Raw genomic sequence first — 18280 nt, forward strand, 5'->3', positions numbered from 1 at the left:
AAGTTGATGGTAGAACTAGCGACTTGGGATCTTAGGAATGTACTTAGCACTATCCTTGTCAGGAAGCGGTTCTATCTGACCTTGATTGACCAAAGCTTGATGAATTAGGGCAGTAGCACTACCCCGACTGAGCAACTCGTTCGGATTAAGAACTCTGGGATCTGGATAGTTGACCACTATCTTTGCCTTTGTCGCTGCTGCCACTGGCTCAACCGCATATTTAGGAATTTTCTCGGCATCTTTATAGTACGAATTGAGAAAATCTAATGCCGAATTTTTAGCAGGCGCAGTTGCAGCTTTTGTGGTTGTTGGTGGAACAGCCTTAGCCGGTTTAGGTGCGGGCGCAGCCGCAGGCTGCAGCCTTGCCACTACAGGTAATAACGGCTGCATCAAAACAGTCGCTGCGAGGGGAAATGCCAAACGGTTCCTAGCAATTCGACGTTTATTTACTGGAGTTGCCTTGGCTGCAGTTACAGCCGCTTGATCAGTTTTGACAACAGGGGGATTGTAATCCATATTTAAACCCCTCATTAACACAACTAATGCTTGTGCCTTAGTCAAGGGCTGCTTCGGACGAAACTTCTTTCCGGGAAAATCATTCATAAATCCCGTTTCATAAGCTTCTTTAATCGGAGTTGCTGCCCAGTAGTTTTGAGGCACATCCTTAAAGTAACTTCCACTGGGTATCTTTCTAATGCTTGCTCGATTAAAAGCTTGGTGGATCATCGCCGAAAATTCATCCCGATCCACAACCTGTTTTGGTCTAAAACTTCCGTTTACATATCCGGTAACAATCTCTTTTTCAGCTAAGGAATCAATAAACGGACGCGCCCAGTAATTCGGCGGTACATCAGGAAATTTCGATTTAGCTTGTTGAGCAGCAACTTGCTGGGAACTTAGCACAAAACCAGTGCCACTGACACTAACGGCTAAAGCTAAAAAGGCTACGCTGATTGACGGTAAATGCCTGCGAGTAGACATAATAAATTTCCTCCTGATTTTTGCATTTTTAACGATACTCTTTGGCTGAGTTAAAGCGGATTACTTTTTTTCCGCTCCGAATCCCATTCTGTTTTTTTTACATCTAACTCTTCGCGACGTACTGTGTCTGTTGCCTCAACCGTATCTTGCTCAACTTCTTTTCTGACTTGCACTTCCTCGCGCACGAACGCTTGCTTTTTGATATTGACAGTTTGTTCGTAGATTTCAAAATGTGCCATTTCTTCTTGCTTGAAGGCGGTATCTGGAGTTACTCGACTCCCTGCATATTCTGGAGTAGTGCGCTCAATCACAACTCGCTCTTTTTCTACAGGAAGCTGCAGTTGTACCGTTTTGGTTTCAACTTGCTTGCCAATTATTACCTCGCCTGTTTTGCGACGGGTTTTATCTGCAACTAATCGTTCTTCGTACAGTTTGAGTTTTTGATGATCCTGTTCGTTCATCTGATACAATTGGGGCTCTTTATCGTAAGTATAGGTATCCCGGTCATAAGCAGGATTACTAGCTTGAGGCGAGACAGCATGCCGTGTAGAAACTCGAACAGGTGCTTCTAAAGGTAATGATGCTTCTACTGGTGCAGACCCTTCTACTGTTGCAGTCCGATAAATACCCCGCACTTGTTCTTCATAAGCGTAATCAACTGCCATCCCATGCTCATACCTGGGTAGTTTTTCCACTTGGTCTTTACTCCGCAAATTTGTAGCGTAAACACGCCGCCCATTAAAATCAATGCGACAAAGAGCGATGGGAAGTAAAACTTTTTTGTCAACAATCCAAGAACCAGTCTCTACCACAAAATAGCGGAAACGTCCTGTCTCATCTACCAGCACAGTATCGATCGTGCCAATTTTATCATAGGTACTTCCGCCATACACATCCAGCCCTTTGATATCGTCGTCATCAAAAGCTGCTTGGCGGTAGTGGGGATTAAAATCTTCTATTTTGTAAAGTAACATTGTTGTTTCCTGTACCTATGTACATCAAGCCCTCTACCTACTTTAGATAGATATCAGTTCTAATACTTCCATCTTATGAATGATTCAGCAAATTGAAAATCATCAAGATAGGGAGATTTTTTTATATTTTTCTATCTTTAGGTAGATGATTTTAGCTCTCCCGTACTGAGGGTGATAAATTTATCTAATCATTCGTAGGTTGGGTTGAGCCAAAGGAAGCCTCCGTTTCACTCCGCCCAACTATCTCAGGCTAACCAGTTGGCTTTCGTTCCCAGGGCTCCAACCTACAACCTTTATGCCAAAAGCTCTCACAAGGATTTCTCAGGTTTTATTATGACCTCAACTAGGGGAGAGCCTACAAAATTAAGGGCATCTATAAGTAGCTGCTGGGGTTTTTTCTGAATGAGATTTCGATTGATGAGCGAAATTACTACTTTTGAGCCTTAAAATAATCAAATTAAAAACTATTATGCCCCTCGGTAGATATTCTAGTAATATTTATTAAGTAAAATTAAATTCCCATCAATGGGAAAAAAGTAACAACGTAACGCAGGGGTTAATCTTTTATGACTTATCCAGATCGATCGGGCAGTCCACTCACTGATCCTACAATCGTCAATCCGCTGGTGGATTACCACGATCAAGTGAGGTGGGGGCCAATTTTGGCAGGAATTGCGATCGCTCTGGGCACTCAACTAATTTTAAGCGCTTTGGCAATGGCGATCGGATTAACCGCAGGTGCAACAGGCGCGGATGCAGGTTCCGTTGGTTTTGGGGTCGTAATTTGGTCGATTATCAGTTTGCTGATTTCCCTATTTTTGGGCGGTTGGGTAATGGCTCAAAGCTGCGGGCCGATGACCAAGAAAACAGCATTTTTGAATGCAGCAATTCTTTGGGGAACTACATTAGCACTTAGTGCTTGGTTATTAGGAAGCGGGATATCGGGTGCTGTTGGCGCTGCGGCTGCTAATGCTGGAGAAATTGCCAATCAAGTACAACAACAGGGCGGCGTTAATATACCGAATCAAGCGCCGAATGTAGACCCAAATCAAGTTCGCGATATAGCTGGTAATACAGCTAAAGCTGTTTGGTCATTTCTACTTGGCTCTTTGCTGGGTTTGGCAGGGGCAATGAGTGGTGCTGCTCTTGGCGCTCGCAAACCTCGCGTTTATGCTTGATTAGCGGTCAACCACCCACCACTAATCGGAGTACCGATATAGTGGGGGCACAGAAATTGCCAAGTTGACCAGTCTAGGTGTTAAATCACTACGTTTAAGGCAAGTGTTAAAGACCTACCAGAGAATGCGTTGCTAGTTCTGTGCTCTAGAACTTAAAAGTTAAACAGGTGTAAGGGTTAAGCCAGTGCTTTTAAGATAGTTACCGACCTTAAACATTGACGAAGCTAACATTACCCCGAAAGGGAGGACTTAAAATGTCTAACTTTGTTTTTGTACTAGATACCCAAAAACGACCGCTCAATCCAATCCACCCAGGAATGGCCCGTAAATTGCTAACTAATGGCAAAGCTGCTGTTTTTAAAAGGTATCCATTCACACTAATTCTCAAGGTAGAGGTGACAGCAACCCAAAAACCAATCACTCTCAAAATAGACCCTGGCTCTCAAACCACTGGATTCGCATTACTGCAACGAGAAAAAGTAATCTTTGGTGCCGAACTAACTCACCGAGGTCAAGCTATTAAAGCCAGCCTTGAATCTCGTCGTTCATTGCGTAGAGTCCGGAGGAATCGCCATACTCGCTATCGTCCAGCTAGATTCCTAAATAGAACTCGCCTTAAAGGTTGGCTAGCCCCAAGTTTGCAACATCGCGTTGAAACAACTATAACATGGGTGACTAAATTGATGAAAGTAGCCCCCATTGTTTCTATTGTTCAAGAACTTGTGCGGTTTGACTTACAACAATTAGAAAACCCGGAAATTTCTGGAATCGAGTACCAACAAGGCGTTTTGTGTGGCTACGAGGTTCGCGAATACTTGCTCAACAAATGGGAGAGAAAGTGTGCTTACTGTGGTGTTACAAATACACCATTACAAGTCGAACATATTCATCCTAAAGCTAAGGGTGGTTCTAATCGTATTTCTAATCTTTGCCTTGCTTGTGAAAAGTGCAATATCAAGAAAGGAACTCAAAATATAGAGCAATTCCTGTCTAAAAAGCCAGAGGTTTTAAAACGGGTTTTGTCTCAAGCAAAGCGTTCTTTAAAAGATGCGACAGCAGTCAATTCAACTCGTTGGGCATTATTTAATCGGCTTAGCATGATTGGTTTGCCTGTTTCTACTGGCAGTGGTGGCTTAACAAAGTTCAATCGCACTCGATTAAGTCTAGCTAAAACTCACTGGTTAGATGCAGCTTGTGTAGGGAACGTTGAATCGCTGAAAATTTTAACAAACAAGCCGTTGTTAATTAAAGCTACTGGGCATGGGACGCGCCAAATGTGTCGTACCGATAAGTTTGGATTTCCATGTCGCTATGTTCCCCGGCTTAAGTTTGTTAAAGGTTTTCAAACTGGAGATATTGTCAAAGCAATCGTTACTTCTGGCAAGAAAGTTGGTAAATATGTTGGGCGTGTTGCCGTTAGAACGAGTGGTTCATTTAATATTGCCGCATCAGAATTGGTGTCAGGGGTTAGCCACAAATATTGTTCAATTATTCACAGAAAGGATGGTTATTCGTATGCAGCATAAACCTTGCCCCCCTTGGACTCCCACCACGCTCCCTGAGTACAGGTGAGCGTGGGGGTCTCCAAGGGGGAAGACAGATGAACGAGCTAAAAACCTTTTATAAGGTTTGGGCATAGAGATTTAAAAGAAGATGAAGCGATGCAACAGCAGAGGATCTGGCAAAAATATACAAGGTTAACAAGTTCGATCTTGTTAACGGCAACGGTTTTAGTTGCTCCCTCGTTCGCCGCTGATAGAAATCAAAAACAGATTCAAGGTGAATCTTTACTAGCGCAAGTACCCGATAGCTGTCGCCAGGTTATTGCGAGGAATGGTCTTAATGTTCGGCGACAACCGACGGCTAACAGCGAAGCGGTTGGCACCATCGGTTCCGCACGAAATGTGACGATTCAAAGTCTTGGTGAGAATGGCTGGGTACCAATTACAGCCCCGCTACAAGGCTACGTATATGGTGGTTTTCTCGGATTGTGTGAAGCCGCAACCGCCCCGCCTCCTACTAACTGCCGCCAAGTTGCAGCCGCCAGAGGAATTAACGTACATCAAGCACCTTCCACTGATGGGGAAAGGGTTGGAGTCGTCGCGAGTGGACGAAGAGTGACGATTGAAAGTTTAGGAACGGATGGTTGGGTGCCGATTACAGTGCCTGTGAGAGGCTACTTCCAAACTGAAAACCGGGCGTATTGTAGTTAATGGAAAAAACAGTGATGGATCACCAATCAAAGCCAAAAAAAGAAACTAATTCACAGCAAAAGTCTGGTTGGTTAAATTTCATTGCCGAGACAACAGAATCTGCACTGAATACAGGCAAAGCGGTTGTTGAAACAGCAGTTAATTGGGGGGAAGCTGCTGCTAAACAAACTTATCGATTGATTGGACAAGCGACGCAAGGAACCGGAGATGCGGTAACTTATGTTGGCAATTTTCCCTTTGTTAAACAAGTGGCAGGGGTACTCAGGCTTGATTGGTTAGTTGGGGTCAGCGATCGCATCGACTTAGCTAAAGCCGAAGCTCAAGTCAAGGAACTCCAACAAAAGTATCCCAATGAATATCCCAGCGAAATTGCCCATCGCATTATGGTGGAAAAAGCGATTCACGCCGGTGGTGTTGGATTTGCTAGCAGCATTTTACCCGGTGTCGCGGCTGCACTGCTGGCGATCGATCTAGCCGCGACTACTGCGATTCAAACCGAAATGGTTTATGAAATTGCCGCCGCTTATGGGATGAATTTGCAAGAGCCAGCCCGAAAAGGCGAGGTTTTGGCAATTTTTGGGTTAGCGCTAGGCGGTAGCAACGCAATGAAAGCTGGTTTGGGCTTTTTACGCAACGTACCGCTGGCTGGCGCGATGATTGGTGCGAGTACGAATGCTACGATGCTGTACGCGCTGGGATATGCGGCGCGCCAGTTTTACGAAGCCAAACTGAGGGAAGATACTGAAGAACCTGGAACCGAAACGCTGCAAGCGATCCAGCAACAAAGCGAGAAATATCTCGATGTTGCGATCGCGCAGCAAGCAGGGATGGATCAAATTATGGTTCACATGATTTTGGCAAGTTATCCCAACAAAAACTGGGAAGATATTCTGCCAGAATTGAAGGCATTGCAATTAAATGCGGATTCTCTCAAAAGGATTGCTGCTAACATCAAGTCCCCTAAACCATTGGGTGCATTGTTAGAGCAACTTAACCCCGACTTTGCAGTACCGCTATTAGCTCAATGCCGTCGCATTGCCGAAAATAGCGGAGAGGTTTCCGAAGCAGAACAGAAGGTGCTGGATGCGATCGCACAAAAACTCAACGGTCAAGATGTGGCTTCGATATCCGCTTGAAAAAAATTGTTGGTGTGTTAGCTTTCTGCGTAACGCATCATCCCCAATATTTACTGTGGCTGTGTAAGTCCTAAATTAGCCTCACGTTAAAGTAATCTACAGCCTTAAGATAGAGTTTGACATGGCTAATTTTAATACTATCAATAATGATTGAGGCAAGAGGAAGTTTTATGACAGCAGAAATATCCGCCGACTCAGCGCCGGATTATCCCGCCTCGCTCAAAGGGATTTTCCCTCGCCCTATCGCTACGACGATGAAGATAATTTGCGCGTCATTGTTGAAGGAGTGACGTTTGAAGGGTTAGTCGATGCTGCCTTTAACCAAATTCGCCAGTACAGTAAATCAGATGTGGCGGTAACAATTCGCTTATTGGAAGCTATAGCTTGCATCGCCACTTACACCCGCAATTCCACACAACGAGAAGCTTTACGCCGTCAGGCGGAGAGGATTTTAAATAGTAGCCACGAACAAATCTCTCAGGAGCAAGACCAGAAAGATGTCCAAGAGCGGTATTATCAAGTCATTAAAGCTTTAAGACAGGATTAATTTGGTTGAGCAGAATTATGGTAATAACAGCAGCTTTGCGATCGGCTCCTAATAATTTAGCTTTAACCGCGCTGATTGCCATTGGTTTAGCGCTGACACATTTATTTTGCGGCAAGTTGCGGTTTGCTCCTATTCCTCGCAGTGGCTGGCTTTCAGCGGCTGGTGGGGTTTCGGTAGCTTATGTTTTTGTGCATATTTTACCGGAATTAAATCTGCACCAAGCGGTATTAGAGCAAGTAGAAGCAGGAGTTATTTCTTATCTAGAACACCACGTTTATTTAATAGCTTTGTTAGGATTGACTGTATTTTACGGCTTGGAGCAAATTGCAAATTTATCTCGTCAGCGTGGCGAAGATGATGTGACGAGTCCTGGTGTTTTTTGGTTGCACATAGGCTCTTTTGCAATCTACAACGCTCTGATTGGCTATCTGCTGGTGCATCGGGAAGAACCGGGCCTTACCAATCTGCTGTTGTTTTCTTGTGCAATGGCACTGCACTTTGCAGTGAACGACTCTGGTTTGCGGGAACACCACAAACATATTTATGACCGCATCGGACGCTGGATACTAGCAGCAGCTATTATTGTGGGGTGGGTGTTGGGTAGCGCTACTGAAATTGGAAAAACTGCGATCGCAGTTTTATTTGCTTTTTTAGCCGGAGGAATTGTTCTCAACGTCCTCAAAGAAGAATTGCCAGAAGAACGAGAAAGTCGGTTTTGGGCATTTGCCCTTGGTGCTGGAATTTACACCGCTCTTTTATTGGCTTTGTAGAGGAATCATATCGATTCCGGTTGCACCGGAATGATTGTTGACTGTTGACTGTTGACTGTTGACGGTGAGTCAAAAGAATGAATATTACGCGAATTATTTGTGGGCAGCTTGATTCGACTTTTCGGCCGACGATGAAGCGCGGATTTGATATCATCATTCCGGCGCAGCCGGAATGATGATATCAAATAAAGCCAAAACGTTCGAGCTTAAAACCATTATCAGGAATCAAGTGTTCTTTCAGACGGCGTTTAAAATTACCGGAAGAATTTTTCCTAGCACTGCTACCCACTGCGGCGGTATTAACAGTCTTAACTTTAAAAGGTAAAGCTCTGCTCATAGTTTAAGTGCTTAAAAGCTTACATTTATCTGACAGACTTTTTACTCCCTCATATAAATGTGTAGTTACTAAGACTACCCAGTTATCATTTTTGGCGATTTCACGCCATATATTGTCGCCAAACTCTTGCAGTTAAAGAGCCACTTTTTCGCTAGACCTGAGTCATCTATGATTAGGGTGAACCCCGTTTTTTGGGATTTGTGGGTAAAAACATCGTCTCTCGCGGCGAAACCATTTATCGAAGCATGGGGACATTGTGGTGGGAGTTGTTTCCTTTATGAGAGTTTTTCGACGTGGAAGCGCCAACTACACTACAATGGATTTTACAATAAAAGGGACTAATTTTTGGTTTAAGTCCCTATAATCAACATTAAAGGCCGCAGCCTGTCAAGAGGTGTTGGAAGATTTATGTGTGTCAACTTAGGGCATATCCTGCATGAAAGCTACGAAATTCTCGCTTTGTTGGGAGAGGGAGGGTTTGCTAGAACCTACACGGCTGTACAAATGAACCAACCTAATAATCCTCTGTGCGTTGTTAAGGAAATTCCTTTTCCCCCATCGAACGAGCCGCGCGTCTTGGAGGGGGCAAGGCACCGATTTGAAAGGGAAGCTAGGGCTTTGCGCCGTCTGGGGAGAAACTCGCGCATTCCCGAATTATTCGATAGCTTTGAAAAAAAGGATTATTTTTACTTAGTGCAAGAATACGTTCAAGGACATCCGCTTAGTCAAGAACTCACTGCGGGCGATCGGTGGAATGAGCAACAAACTGTTGCTTTGTTGCGGGAAATTCTGGAAATATTAACATCAGTCCACCAAGAAAATATTATTCACCGCGATATTACACCTTCTAACTTAATTCGGCGCAAAACAGATCAAAAAATTGTTTTAATTGATTTTGGGGCCGTCAAAGAAATCGGCACTTTTACCTCTAACTCTACAGGTGAAATATTCAGCTCGCAGGCGATCGGCACCAGGGGTTATATGCCTGCCGAACAACACGATACGCGGTCTCTCCCGCAACCCTACAATGATATTTATGCAGTAGGAATCATCGCGATTCAAGCCCTCACCGGGCGGCGTCCCACCAATCTGCCGCAAGACCCCGAAACTGGTGAAATTGTCTGGGATTATTTAACATCTGAACCTGTTAGCTGCAAGCTCAAAAATATTTTAACCAAGATGGTGCGTTTCCACTTTCAAGACCGCTACCAATCTGTTGATGAAGTTTTGCAAGACTTGGATTTGTCGATCGTCCCAGGGCCCCAGGTACCCAAAACTTCGCGGAAGTTGCGATCGGGCTTTCGCGGGCTGCTGTTCGGCGTTGCGGGAATTGCGGCTTTTGGGGCGATCGTACTTTTAATCCCCAGAATTTCCCCGCTAATCCCCAGAATTTCCCCGCAACCAACGCTGGCTACGCCCTCCGCAGATGGTGTAAGTTCCGGCGAAAAACTTCTAGTGCAAACCTCCGCCTTGTGGTCAAAACAAAGGGGAATCAATGAGTTTGCCGATTCTAATTATCCCGAAGCTTTAAAATTGCTCAAACAGTCCTGGCGGGAAGACCGCAGAGATCCAGAAACTTTAATTTACATCAACAATGCTCTGCTAAAGGCAATAAATGCAGAATATTACACGATCGCAATTGTTGTCCCTATCCGCAGAAATCAGGACGGCAGCATCCTCAACGCAAATTTAGCAGAAGAACTGATCCGCGGCATTGCTCAAGCTCAAACCGAAGTTAATTTAGGTCTTCTGGCTGCAAATGAGAACAATAAAGATTTTCCCGGTCAAGGCTTTCTCGAACCAAAAGCTATTAAAGGAAAAGGTCTCAAAGTCATCATTGCTGATGATGGCAATATCAAATCATACGCGGTTCAAAGGGCTAATTATCTGGTCGCTCAGCCCGATATTCTAGCAGTTATCGGACACTACACCAGTGACATGACTGTGGAAACAGTAGATATTTACAATCGAAATCAACTAATCGCCATTTCTCCGGGAAGCACAACAGAAGAACTGACGCGAAAACCTAGAAAATTTTTCTTTCGGACGGCTCCGACAACTAGCATAGAAGCTGAAGCTTTGGTAAATCAACTGCTCTTGGTCGGTGAGAAAAAAGTCGCAGTATTTTACAATCCCAACAGTCCGTTTAGCGCTTCTTTGTGGGAAGAATTCAAAAAGCAATTTGAAGCAAAAGGAGGCTCGACTTTTAGGCTAAGTAATTATTACGACTTATCTAAAAATAATTTTAAGGCCGAAGCAGCAATCACAGAAGTTGAGAAAGCCGGAAAAACAGCCTTACTTGTCATTCCCGACGGTCAAGTCACTAATTCCCTGGAAAATGCGATCGAAATGATTAAAGCTAATGGCGATCGCAATTGGATTGTCGGGCCTTGGACTCTGTACGAGCCGAGAACGTTAGAAGTAGCAAAAGAGCTAAAGTCTGTTGAAAAACTGGGCATATCCGTGTTTTGGCATCCGTTAATAAGTTTTGACAAAAAATTTCCGCAAAACGCTGAAAAATTGTGGGGAGGCCCGGTCAATACTCGATCGGCTTTAACCTACGATGCCGCCCGGACGCTGATTAAAGCCCTCGAAATGCAGCCAGAACCCAGCCGCGAAGGAATGCAAAAAACCTTAGCCGATCCCAACTTTAAAGCCGAAGGAGCTACGGGTATAATTGAGTTTGACTCAAAGACTGGAAATCGGAAAAACCCTCCTAAACGAGTGGCGCATATTGTGCCGTGTTCTAGAGAACAGTTTGGAGTTACATTTGTGCCGAACGAATTTCCCACAGCCGCAGCCGCAGGTTTAAAATGCGATTGAATTAATATCTTGTGGCATTTTCCACAAACCTTTTAAGGGCGGGCTCTCCTGCCCAACCCCTACTCCCCACAATAAAATTTACTCTTTAAGGGCGGGCTCTCCTGCCCAACCCCTACTCCCCACAATAAAATTTACTCTTTGTCGAACCGGCCGTCGGGCCTGTTGCTGAGAATGATGCAATAGGGGCGAGTAAATTGATATCTTGCGGCATTCTCCCCAAACCTGTAGATCCGCGTTTTACCAACTATAATTGCCTAAAATCAATAATCTCATAAACCCGCCCCACCCGACGATAAAATGCTGGATAGAGAATTGTGGAAGATGTGCGAGTGAATTGATATCTGGTGTCGAACGCAACAATCCGCCAGATATTTCAATCCCACAGCAGACTATTGCCACAGGTGCAGCATATCAATTTATTAGATATATTAAACAAAGCTAGTTTTTTTTATAATAACGCTTATGACTGTCAATCTCGCTCCCTTCCCCGGTTCTAGCCTCAAACCAGAAGCCCAGAATATCTCAGCACTCAAACAAGTCTTTCAGACAATTGATGCCGATAGCTGTCCGGGTTCCTATAATTTTCATATGCACACAGTCTACTCCGACGGGCGATTGCAGCCAGAGAAATTGATGGAACAAGCCATAGCCAGAGGTCTCAAAGGCTTAGCTATCACCGACCACCACAGCACCGAAGGCTACGTTAAAGCTCAAATTTGGCTGGATAATTGGAAATTAAACCATCCCGACAAAAATAGCGAAGCACCTAGTCTCTGGACAGGCGCTGAAATTAATGCCGAATTGCTCAACAATGAGGTACACATTCTCGCTTACGCCTTCGATCCGCAACATCCCAGTCTCAAACCATACCTACGAGGTAAAAGCACTGAAGGCACTTATTGTTATTCAGCAGCCAGGGTAATTGAAGCTATTCATGAAGCAGGAGGTTTAGCAGTTCTCGCACATCCTTGCAGGTATCGATCGACTGCAGATAAACTAATCCCAGAAGCAGCCAGTTTCGGCATTGACGGTGTAGAAATTTACTATGCTTACGGTAATCCAAATCCTTGGAAACCGAGTCCCAAACAAACTGCTTTAGTGAAAGATTTAGCAGAAACTTATGGTTTGCTGGGAACTTGTGGCACGGACTCTCACGGGCTGAGTCTTCTCGTCCGAATCTAAATAGTTCGGAAATAACAAGTGCTTTATCCTGTCATTACCAGTCTAAGCGTTAGCGGATATATCTCTTATGAAAGCAATCACAATGAGCCGAAAACAAACAGTTTATCAGGGCATATTATGTCCGCTAAAATGACGACTATAAAATTGTTTGGTAGTGAGGACTTCAGTCCTCATAAAAGTCTCTGGACTGAAGTTTTCACTACTTGCCTTATAACGGCTATTTTACGGGACGTGATATCATTGCGATCGCCAGGATGAGCTTTCGCTTTCCCAAAGAAAGCAATTGCTTTCTTCAGGTATTATTGTGGTAACTCCTAGAGACATTGCGCCCTCAAAACCAGTCGCCATTCTACCGTTCGGGGAACAACTGACAGGCCCTATTAGTTGGCTGATTTGCCCAATCCAAGCGAGAATTCCCAAATCGATCCATCCAACCTTCCAAATAAGCCCGATTAGCCTTTCTTTCCTCTGGATCTGATGTATTCATTGGATGAGGTGCTAGACCGAAAATAGTCGCCGTCGTCACGCAAAACATCGACTTTTGAAAACTCTGGCAAATTTGCACCCGCACATCGTCTTCACCGCGACAGCTAGTGCGATAAACTTCGTGCAAATACTCCGGCAAATAATGACGCATATCTTGCATTAATTGAGTTGGCGGAATCCCTGCACCTCCAATCGGTAAAGGGTCAGCAAACAAAGCCCCGTAGGCAAATTCTCTTTGTTCTTCCGGGATTTGATGAGCTTGAGCGTTGTAGGAAACTGTACCAAAAAACGCAGTGCCCCGAAAGAAAATTGACTCTACATAAGGCACTGCTACATCTGGTAAAAATGTTAAGTTAGCGCTCGCCGGAATGATATCGTAGACTTGAGGGCCAATCTTGACGCTGTAGGTAATTGGTAAACTGGCGGCGCTAACCAAACCTGCTAAGACAAAATCAACTACGTCTGCGATCGACTTAATTTTACCGGCTTCGTAGGAATCAGATAAGTCGATGAACAAATCGCTCATTACCCGCCAAAACTGACCGAGACCGGTGTAGTAAGCCAGCATCCGCACTTGTTCCGGCAAAAAATCAGGAAATGCTTTGTTTAGTCCCTGCATGAAAAAATTGCCTTTCAATTTAGCAGCGATCGCCTTTTCGACCAAACTGCTAAATTCCGGGGAATCCAAATAAGTGTCCAAACCGCCGCCCCCGTGCCACAGCATTGTTCTCATACAATACTCAGCATACTCAAAATTAATGCGATCGTGCCACAAATAGCGAATTAATTTGGGTAGCGTTACCTCTCCGTTGAAATATTTAAAAAACGGGAAAAGCACTAAAAACTGTTCTTCTGCAATATAATTGAGATTGCGAGAATAGGCATCGAGAACCACACCGTAACTTTTGAGAATGCCGACAACTTCTACTACATTTTCCGCCGATTCGGGAAGCAAAGCTTTGCCTGATTCCAAGAGGTCAATGTATGCGGATAGGGGATGGGAAGAGGGTTTTAATACGGTACTTTTCATTCTTATTTAACCTTAAGTGAAGGAAGGAACGACAAGGATTTGAACACGGATACACTGATAAAGGGAATAGGTAGGGACACGGCAGTGCCGTCTCCCTACAGCCGTCTGCTGTATTTCATGGGATTGAAAACTGCCATAAGACTAAAGTCCGATGCTACGAACCTAGGTCATATTTTATTTCAAGTTTTGAGCAATCACTTTAACTTGGGGTGGCACATTAGCAACCATTCCGATCGCAGTTTTCTCGCTCAAAGCAACTAAAACTCCCGGTTGCACTCCCATGATTGCGATAATTATGGCTAAAACCAGCGAAGGGATGCGATCGCGCCAGCGGACTTGCGGCAAATTTACCACCACATCCGAAAGGCGGCCGAAAAAGGCGCGGTTGACCATAATTAAAAAGTAAACAGAAGTTAAACCAGTGCCGATCATGCAGAGCAAAGTTTGCACCGGAAACACTGGCAAACTGCCCCGAAATATCAAAAATTCAGCAATAAATCCAGCCAAACCCGGAATGCCGGCACTAGCCATCACGCCGAGGATCATTAAACTGCCAATCATCGGCAAACCGCGATCGGGATTGAACAAACCTTTGAGCACATCGATGTTGCGGGTGCCGGATTTTTTGTAAACAACGCCGACACTCAAAAATAGCAGCCCCGAAATTAAACCGTGGCTAACCATTTGCAAAACAGTTCCCAGCATACTAATCGGAGTAGCTGCGGCGCTAGCTAACAAAATGTAGCCCATGTGAGCGATCGAACTGTAAGCTACAATTTTTTTCATATCTTTTTGGGCGATCGCGCAACTCGCCCCGTAAAGCACGCTTACCACCGCCCAACTCGCCAAAGTCGGCGCCGCCACCGCCCACGCATCTGGAAACAAACCCAAACCAAAGCGCAGCATCCCATAAGTTCCCAGCTTCAAAAGCACCCCCGCCAGCAGCACCGAAACCGGCGTCGAAGCTTCTACGTGAGCATCCGGCAGCCAAGTATGAAAAGGCACTAAAGGCATCTTAATTCCAAAAGCCAGCAACACCCCTGCCAGCAAAACAATTTGCCTTACCAAAGGCAATGGCAATCCTCCTTGCAAATGCGATGCGCCCGCTGCACCAACCATATCGAAACTAGAAGCACCACTAAGCCAACCAGTCCCCAAGAAAGCAGCCAGCAGCACAATTCCCGAAAATGCAGTATAGATTAAAAACTTAGTAGCAGCATAACCCCGGCGCTCGCCTCCCCAAATCGCAATTAACAGGTAAAGCGGAATCAATTCTACCTCAAAAAACAGGAAAAACAGCAGCAAATTTTGAGATAAAAAAGCCCCGGTTACGCCGCCTGTAATTAACAGAATCAAAGAATAATAAAGTCGAGGTCTGCGGATCGACTCATCCGTAGCGTAAATAGCTAGCCCTGTCAGCAGAGTATTTAAAATTACCAAAGGCAGAGACAAACCATCAACGCCGAGATTGTAATTCAATCCCAAAGCATCTATCCAAGGGATAAATTCCGAAAACTGCAACTGACTGGTACTGGCATCAAACTGAACTGCCAAAATCACCGATAGAATAAAAGTTATACCCGCAATGGCGATCGCGACATTCCGAACTATTTTAGAACTGATCGCACCGGGCCAGAGCCCAATCAGGGCGGCCGCCAACATTGGTATCCAGATTAAAGCACTGAGCATCAATTAAAACTTTCCTTTATTACGCAGTTTTTAGAACTATATTTAACATTAACGCAAACCAACTGCATAAAAAAGCGATCGGCTAATTTTCTTGTTAACATAGATTCAAATGTCTCTGGAATCCTCCTATGACCTCAAGTCTTACCGATCGGGAAGATTTGCAAATTCGATCGGCCTATCCTTCCACCAGGCTAACAGTTACCGACTTGGAACAACTGCAAGGTATACTCTCGGAAGCACATCTAGACTACCAATTAGAACTCGTAGACGGGAAGATTATCGTTAGGGGCCCATCAGACATTGTATCGAGCGAAATTGGGGCAGAGTTTGGCAGACTTTTGCTTAACTGGGTCAAACCCCGCAAACTCGGACGAGTGTTTGAGTCCAGCGGCGGGTTTATTCTCCCCAATTCAAATGTTACAGCCCCCGATGTTTCTTTTGTGACAGCCGATCGCCTCAAACAAAGTAAAAGGTATTTTGCCGAACTTGTCCCCGACTTAGTTGTAGAAATCAAATCTCAGTGCGATCGCCTCAAACCCCTGCGACAAAAAATTCTATCATTCATCGAACTCGGAGCAAAAGTAGGAATATTAATCGACCCAGACAAGCGCACAGTAACAATTTACACTCCGACAGCCGAGCCAGTGGTATTGAGAGACGGCGACATGATTTCAATTCCCGAACTTTTGCCCGGTTGGGAAGTTGCGGTGACAGAATTGTGGCCGATCGAGTTTGAATAAAATTAGATAAAAAAGCAGACCAACCCAGAATAAAATCATCTGCGTTTATCTGCGTTCATCCGCCCTCATCTGCGGTTTAAAATTAAATAACATCGGGAGCATCTCAATGAAAGCAGCAAAGCTCGAAATTGGAATTAGGAGTCAGGAGTCAGGAGCCAGGAGAAAAGAGTCAGAAGGAAGAAGAAAGAAGTGTTTTTGCAAATATGAGATGCTCCCATAACATCAGACAAAAAGCAGACAAACCCCGAAAAATTCATCTGCCAACCTCTGCGGTTTAAAACTGCCAAATAATCAACGCCAGCAACACAGCAACCCCCGTCGCAATAGTCAACACATAAAACTGCGACTGACCGGTGCCGCTGTACTTCAACCCTTCACCGCTGAAAATTGTGGCAAAACCGAACAAATTCACCGCCCCGTCCACCACATACCTATCAGTCCAAGCGCTGATTTTAGAAATAAAAGCCACAGCCCAAACGACAGTCACGCGGTAAACTCGATCGATATAAAAATCGTAAGCAAACAAATCCTGCAACGCCGGCACCGGCAGCCGTACCGGTCGAGGTAAAACCCCGTACCAATAAATCGCCACCCCAACCGCAACGCCTATCAACCCAGATAACATTAACAGCGGAAGATGCAGAGTCTTCAACAGCAAATTTAAAGTATCAAAATCCCCCGTTTCCGCCCAAGGCCCAGTCCAACTAATTAACAATTGCCACTGCTGCAACATCCAAGGCACTAATAGCCCCATCACTGTCAAAATTACCATCGGCAAAGCCATCTGCCAACCAACTTCTGGAGCTCTGCGAGTTTTCGGCTGCGGTTTTCCAGCGAACACTAAACCGAATATGCGAGTTAAATTTAGCGCCGTCAAACCATTAACCAAAAGCAACACAATTACCAGCCACAAAGGCAGAGTCCAAAAACCGTTGAGCCAGCGTCGCATCGCCCAAAAGTTGCCCAGAGGTAACAGCGCCACCATCCCCGCAGCGCCTACTAAATAAGCCGTAGTCGTGGCAGGCATCTTCGACCACAACCCACCCATTTCTGTTAAATCTTGAGTGTTAGTTGTGGTAATAATTGACCCTACGCTCATGAATAATAGGCCTTTGGCGATCGAGTGCGCGAACAGCAACAGCAAAGCAATGTCAACTTGATTTAGCCCCACGGCGATAAACACCAAACCCAAAGATGCGCTGGTAGAATGCGATAGTGCTCTTTTGATGTCGATTTGGGCGATCGCCACCAAGGAAGCGCCAACAGCCGTCACCGCACCCAAAACCACCAGCACCGCATCTGCGATCGGCGAAAGCGCTAAAACAGGCTGAAGTTTAATCAAAACATAAGCCCCAGCGCCCACAACTACCGTATTCCGCATAATCGAAGCCGGGTTGGGCCCTTCCATCGCCTCGTCGAGCCATAGATGGAAGGGAAATTGAGCGCACTTGGCCGTAGGTGCGGAGATTAAAGCCAAACCTAAAAGAGTCGCCACTAGGGGAGACAAAGTTGCAGTTTCAGCCCATATTTCCAAATCGGAAAAATTCAAACTTCCTGCTAAAGTTGAAAGCGTCACTACTCCCATCAGCAGTGGCACGTCTCCTACACGCTTGGTTAAAAACGCATCTCTAGCGGCTGTTACTACCAGCGGTTGAGCGTACCAAAACCCGACTAGCAAGTAAGTTGAAAGCGTCAGCATTTCCAACAAAGCGTAAGTTAGAAGCAGCGAGTCGCTAATGGCAATGCCGCTAATTGCCGCTTCAAAAAAACCCATCAGCCCAAAAAATCGAGCTAGCGCCCAGTCTTTTTCCATGTAGCCTAGAGCGTAAATTTGTGCTAGCAAACTCAGAACACTAACTAACTCCATTGCTCCGACGCTGACGGTGGAGATTTCTATTGCAAAAGACAAATCTAAATCGGCTGCTTGCACCCAGTGCACGAGCAACTGTTGGGGCGGTTGATCCCAAGTCGCTGTAAAAATAACTGATCCGTGTATGAAAGCTAACACCGTCATCAGCAAATTGAAGTATGCTGCAGGTCTCGGGCCTGTTCTGCGAACGGTGCCCGTAGACCACGGCAAAGTTAAAATTGCGCCTATTAAGCCATATAAAGGTACCCACCAACAGGCTTGGAGGAGAAATTGAGTCATTTAATTTATGCCTTAAACTTCAAATTACTGGCTGCCTTTATAGCT

The 18280-nt window shown here is 45.1% G+C and carries 15 protein-coding genes and 1 pseudogene; 9 read left to right on the forward strand and 7 right to left on the reverse strand.

The window, feature by feature from the left end:
- Positions 1–15 precede the first annotated feature (15 nt).
- Both QUB04_RS08470 and QUB04_RS08475 read right to left on the reverse strand, forming a co-directional pair.
- Positions 16–981: an S-layer homology domain-containing protein gene (locus tag QUB04_RS08470; protein WP_333283323.1), complete on the reverse strand. Its 966-nt coding sequence runs from the start codon at positions 979–981 to the stop codon at positions 16–18.
- A 50-nt stretch (positions 982–1031) separates the two neighbouring features.
- The gene (locus QUB04_RS08475) at positions 1032–1955 is read right to left on the reverse strand and encodes a DUF2382 domain-containing protein (RefSeq protein ID WP_333283326.1); all 924 of its coding nucleotides are present in this window, start codon (positions 1953–1955) and stop codon (positions 1032–1034) included.
- A gap of 566 nt (positions 1956–2521) precedes the next feature.
- On the opposite strand from QUB04_RS08475, the gene QUB04_RS08480 reads away from it, so the two are divergent.
- From QUB04_RS08480 to QUB04_RS08505, 6 genes are all read left to right on the forward strand, one after another.
- Entirely contained in the window at positions 2522–3133 is a 612-nt protein-coding gene (locus QUB04_RS08480) for a hypothetical protein (RefSeq protein WP_333283328.1), read from the forward strand.
- 254 nt (positions 3134–3387) lie between these two features.
- Entirely contained in the window at positions 3388–4659 is a 1272-nt protein-coding gene (gene iscB, locus QUB04_RS08485; RefSeq protein ID WP_333283330.1) for an RNA-guided endonuclease IscB, read from the forward strand.
- Positions 4660–4794: 135 nt separating this feature from the next.
- Positions 4795–5346, forward strand: coding sequence for an SH3 domain-containing protein (locus tag QUB04_RS08490; protein ID WP_333283332.1), 552 nt, complete (start codon positions 4795–4797; stop codon positions 5344–5346).
- 14 nt (positions 5347–5360) lie between these two features.
- Positions 5361–6482, forward strand: coding sequence for a hypothetical protein (locus tag QUB04_RS08495; protein ID WP_333283334.1), 1122 nt, complete (start codon positions 5361–5363; stop codon positions 6480–6482).
- Between the two features lie 184 nt (positions 6483–6666).
- Positions 6667–7029 (forward strand): DUF2254 family protein, encoded by a 363-nt coding sequence (locus QUB04_RS08500; protein ID WP_333283450.1) that lies wholly within the window; start codon positions 6667–6669, stop codon positions 7027–7029.
- A gap of 17 nt (positions 7030–7046) precedes the next feature.
- Positions 7047–7799 (forward strand): hypothetical protein, encoded by a 753-nt coding sequence (locus QUB04_RS08505; protein ID WP_333283336.1) that lies wholly within the window; start codon positions 7047–7049, stop codon positions 7797–7799.
- A gap of 181 nt (positions 7800–7980) precedes the next feature.
- On the opposite strand, the gene QUB04_RS08510 is transcribed toward QUB04_RS08505, so the two are convergent.
- On the reverse strand, positions 7981–8136 hold the full coding sequence (locus QUB04_RS08510) for a hypothetical protein (RefSeq protein ID WP_333283338.1): 156 nt from the start codon (positions 8134–8136) through the stop codon (positions 7981–7983).
- A 33-nt stretch (positions 8137–8169) separates the two neighbouring features.
- Positions 8170–8415: pseudogene (locus tag QUB04_RS08515) on the reverse strand (hypothetical protein); the annotation flags it as partial.
- A gap of 129 nt (positions 8416–8544) precedes the next feature.
- Between QUB04_RS08515 and QUB04_RS08520 the strand changes: the two are divergent.
- Together QUB04_RS08520 and QUB04_RS08525 are read left to right on the forward strand one after the other, a co-directional pair.
- Positions 8545–10959: a bifunctional serine/threonine-protein kinase/ABC transporter substrate-binding protein gene (locus QUB04_RS08520; protein ID WP_333283340.1), complete on the forward strand. Its 2415-nt coding sequence runs from the start codon at positions 8545–8547 to the stop codon at positions 10957–10959.
- 462 nt (positions 10960–11421) lie between these two features.
- Complete coding sequence (locus QUB04_RS08525) at positions 11422–12141, forward strand: PHP domain-containing protein (protein ID WP_333283342.1); 720 nt, start codon at positions 11422–11424, stop codon at positions 12139–12141.
- Positions 12142–12490: 349 nt separating this feature from the next.
- On the opposite strand, the gene QUB04_RS08530 is transcribed toward QUB04_RS08525, so the two are convergent.
- A complete protein-coding gene (locus QUB04_RS08530) occupies positions 12491–13657 on the reverse strand; it encodes a CO2 hydration protein (RefSeq protein WP_333283344.1) in 1167 nt (388 codons plus the stop codon).
- A gap of 174 nt (positions 13658–13831) precedes the next feature.
- Positions 13832–15346 carry an NADH-quinone oxidoreductase subunit M gene (locus QUB04_RS08535; RefSeq protein ID WP_333283347.1) on the reverse strand — a complete coding sequence of 505 codons (1515 nt, stop codon included), beginning with the start codon at positions 15344–15346 and terminating at the stop codon, positions 13832–13834.
- 128 nt (positions 15347–15474) lie between these two features.
- Between QUB04_RS08535 and QUB04_RS08540 the strand changes: the two genes are divergently transcribed.
- On the forward strand, positions 15475–16086 hold the full coding sequence (locus QUB04_RS08540) for a Uma2 family endonuclease (protein ID WP_333283349.1): 612 nt from the start codon (positions 15475–15477) through the stop codon (positions 16084–16086).
- A gap of 274 nt (positions 16087–16360) precedes the next feature.
- Here the strand turns inward: QUB04_RS08540 and QUB04_RS08545 are convergent, their stop codons facing one another.
- Positions 16361–18235 (reverse strand): NAD(P)H-quinone oxidoreductase subunit F, encoded by a 1875-nt coding sequence (locus tag QUB04_RS08545; protein ID WP_333283351.1) that lies wholly within the window; start codon positions 18233–18235, stop codon positions 16361–16363.
- Positions 18236–18280 lie beyond the last annotated feature (45 nt).

The sequence above is a fragment of the Microcoleus sp. D2_18a_B4 genome, from assembly GCF_036702475.1.
GTDB lineage: Bacteria > Cyanobacteriota > Cyanobacteriia > Cyanobacteriales > Microcoleaceae > Microcoleus.